Genomic DNA, 3,429 nt, shown 5'->3' on the forward strand with positions numbered 1-3,429 from the left:
ACACGCGCGACTGGACGCCAGCGGGCCCTGTCCGTCTCGGCCCCTCTCCGAACCTCACCCCGGCCGTCCAGGAGATGAAGCGCATCGGCTGAATCCTCTCACGCGACATCTTCCTTGACGCTCACCGGCCGCGAGTGTCTGGCCATCGACGTGGCCGGGCGCATCAGCGTCCGCACAGCAGTCTGGGCTACAAGACACCCGCGGAGGTCGGAGCTCGCCGTGCCCATGCCGGCCCGCCGCATCATCCCCCGAGCACGGTATCAGCAGCGCCGCAGGACTCTCGTAACTCATGGCCCGAAGAACGGGGCAGATCACAGGGAGTGCGCCTGATACGCTTGGCGCCTTGTTGGCGCGGTGGTGGTGGTCACAGGCTACTCTTCCCGAACAACCTCTGCGTCACCCATGGACCCGTTCTGGGGATGGCAGCTCAGCCGTGGGAAATTACATAGCGGTGTCCGAAGGAACCGTCGAAGTTCCTTGCCATCCCACGGCCAAATCCCGCAGCGAGTCTCAGCGGCAAGGGGCGAGCCTTTGGAAATGAAGCCTGCTCACCCGTATCAGGATTGAGGAGCAAGCGTTCAATGGTGAGGTGTCCGGCAAGTGCATCATTCAAGTCATTCTGAGGTGCATTTCCCCGCGTGACCACAATGAGCCGCTTGATTCCTTTAGTGGCCAGCAACTCCTCGCTCGGGAAATCACTCTTGAAAACGTACCACCGATTGTCGAAGTCGCCTTCCTCTAGGCGAACCTTGCACAGCACCTGACGATAGGCGTCCAGAAGAAAGGCAGGCGGACCAGAGGGTGTTTGAGGTAGCTCAGGGACCGCGCCCCTGAGTGCTCGGATTAGCTCGATGGTGGGCAGAACCTCAGCTGCACCCCGAGTGGTGTTGAACATGGGGATGATACACCAGCCTTTGCAACCCAGGGCGGTACCGATTGCGAGGGATTCGATGCCGGGCAGATCAATAACCAGAGCGGTGTCCGACCCCGTTGGTATCCAGTTCAGTGTCACACTCTTGGGCGCCACCGGTGCCACGTCCACGACGCTGGCAACGAGTAAAGATGGTTTCAGAAAGTGCGCCCATGGACCAGCAGCCGCACGCCATCGCGTAAGTGACTCTCGCTCGGTCATTGCTCCTCCACCAGAACAACTGCCTCCTGGGCAGCATCGTCTATCACTGGTTTCTCGCTCAGTCGCGCGTAAGCCCCTGCCGCTCTTCCATCGACCACGAAGACGCCAATGCAAATGAAGCGCTGACCTTCAGGCGTTTCGATGGGCACCATGTCGAACCTACGTTGAGCGATCCAGAGGTGAGGCTGGCGACGGATGACGCCTCGCAGAGCGGAGGCACTCATTTCTGGCGTGACTCCGTCCATGAGGATGTTGGCGCCTTCATGTCCCAGCGCGGGCTTGAAAACCCAACCTCCCTCGAAAAGCTGGTCCTCAGATGGCTCAGTGGTCTGCGGCAGAAGTTGCTTCCACGTATTCATCGGAGACGCCAGTTCAGACCAAACTAACGGGAACCGCTTGGACTGGACCAACATCGTTGTGAGCGGATTGGAGACCCGATCCGAGCAGAAAAGCTCAGACCAGCCAGTAGTCGCAGGAAGTTGTTGAAGCCAGTCACCAGGGAAGAATCGATACAGCGCATCCAGCTCAACGAGCCCTGACTGCGTTACGGCTCGTAGGCCAGGTCGAAGCTGCGCGGGTTCAAATAAAATTGTCGCAAGCCCACGCTCCTCCATGCGTTGCTTGAGGTAGAGAACTACCTGCCTGTCTTCGGAGTATGTCCCAAGGTGTCCAAGACCTACTCGTGCACCACTTCCAAACCGGCGCAGGAAGGACTCCGCATAGGCAGCGGCAGGATCATCGGGTGGCTTTCGACCGAGGATGTTGGCGAGAATCGACCCAACTCCCGACGCTTCGAGAAGCCCACCTGCAACGTCGGAGTTGCTCTCAGTGATACGAAAGCCATCGTGGGTAAGATGAAAATCGTAACGTGTGTACCTCGGTGCATTCGACCATTTAGCCTTCGCTAGGTGAGCGGCTGTCTTCTTGGGAAAGCCCAAGCGCCCATGAACGTCGGGGCGGTCAATCAGTTCACGCTCCGCTGCTCCGGATTCCTGCTCCAGCGACTCAGACAGCGAGGCGAGTTGGTTCCATTGCTGTCGTCCAAGTACGACCGGATAACGACAAGTGGTCGGGTAATCTCCAGCCCCGAGATTCCATTTGAAGCATTCGACCGCTGCCCGCTCGGTCAACTCCTCATAGATCCAAGCGTCGAATGGCTTGCCAATGTGAAATTCAGGCATCATCGAGGGCGAGCTGATTGAGGGACCTACGGTTCGTTTGGATGCACCGAGGCAGGTAACTTGTGAACGGAGGAGGAGCAGCTACGCCCTCACCGAGGATTCGCTGATTGGAAAATGCTCCAACCGGAACGGCGGAAAATTTCGCACAAGCCATGACTGCCATCTTGGCTCTGGACTCAAACTCCAGCCGTGCCCAGGCCGGATGATCCGCGAGTGCGCCAAGGTCCAGGTGCTCAGTGGTCGGGAGGGCTTCCCCGAAGCGGGCAAATGTCTCGTGGATTGACGCCCATGAAACTGCTGAGCCCTCCCCCGCTGAAAGATGGTAGCGCCGAAAATGAGGCTGCGGCAGGAACAGTAGATGGATAATCGCTGCTGCCACCCAATCCACCGGCACAATGTCACGTCTCCGGGTTGGTACGAATGGCGATACACCTGCTCGCGCTAGCGCCCAGTAGTACCAGTACAAGCTCGCTGAGGGGACAACGCCCAAGGTGGTATGCCCAATGATAATGGAAGGACGTGCCACGATTAGCGGCAAGTCACGGATATTTTCGAGAACGGCTTCGGCATCGGCTTTGGTTCGTGTGTATTCAGCAACATGAGAGTCGGACGGGGGCACGTCCTCACCGAGGACCGACGCCTCTACAACGCCACAACGATACGCAGTGCCAATGAACAGGAAGCGCTCCAGCCTTGGTGCCGATGTGACCACCTCAGCCAAGGCTCGGGTGCCTTCCACGTTCGTTTCCCTTGAGGTCCGAACAGAGAGGAACGAAGTGTGGGCGGCCGCGTGAACAACGTGGGTCAGCTGAGTGCGCACCTCTTCTAAAAGGTCGCAATGAGCCAGGTCGCCACATATTACGTCCAGGCGTTGGAGCACCGAACGGTCAGAATCAAAGCGCTCCAAGGACTGACGAGCACGCTGGCGAGCCTGGTCGAGGTTCTGGGCCCGGACAAGCAGAACCAATCGTTCCACTCGCCGATCCTTCCGGTGAGCGTCAAGGAAGATGTCGCGTGAGAGGATTCAGCCGATGCGCTTCATCTCCTGGACGGCCGGGGTGAGGTTCGGAGAGGGGCCGAGACGGACAGGGCCCGCTGGCGTCCAGTCGCGCGTGT

The 3,429-nt window shown here is 59.0% G+C and carries 3 protein-coding genes and 1 pseudogene; 1 reads left to right on the forward strand and 3 read right to left on the reverse strand.

Annotated elements, in window-relative coordinates; translation table 11 throughout:
• Positions 1 to 164: 164 nt before the first annotated feature.
• Positions 165 to 286, forward strand: a pseudogene (locus tag G4D86_RS51465) (IS3-like element ISMxa2 family transposase); the annotation flags it as partial.
• A 141-nt stretch (positions 287 to 427) separates the two neighbouring features.
• Here the strand turns inward: G4D86_RS51465 and G4D86_RS51470 are convergent.
• Genes G4D86_RS51470 through G4D86_RS54505 form a run of 3 tightly spaced genes read right to left on the reverse strand, consistent with a single transcriptional unit; the run spans position 428 to position 3,289 of the window.
• Positions 428 to 1,132, reverse strand: coding sequence for a hypothetical protein (locus G4D86_RS51470; RefSeq protein ID WP_164003060.1), 705 nt, complete (start codon positions 1,130 to 1,132; stop codon positions 428 to 430).
• Complete coding sequence (locus G4D86_RS51475) at positions 1,129 to 2,316, reverse strand: glutathionylspermidine synthase family protein (RefSeq protein ID WP_164003061.1); 1,188 nt, start codon at positions 2,314 to 2,316, stop codon at positions 1,129 to 1,131. Before G4D86_RS51475 ends, G4D86_RS51470 begins: the two co-directional genes overlap by 4 nt.
• Positions 2,306 to 3,289, reverse strand: coding sequence for an SDR family oxidoreductase (locus G4D86_RS54505; protein ID WP_164003062.1), 984 nt, complete (start codon positions 3,287 to 3,289; stop codon positions 2,306 to 2,308). Before G4D86_RS54505 ends, G4D86_RS51475 begins: the two co-directional genes overlap by 11 nt.
• Positions 3,290 to 3,429: the final 140 nt, after the last annotated feature.

Source organism: Pyxidicoccus caerfyrddinensis (assembly GCF_010894405.1).
In the GTDB taxonomy this organism is placed as follows: Bacteria; Myxococcota; Myxococcia; order Myxococcales; family Myxococcaceae; genus Myxococcus; species Myxococcus caerfyrddinensis.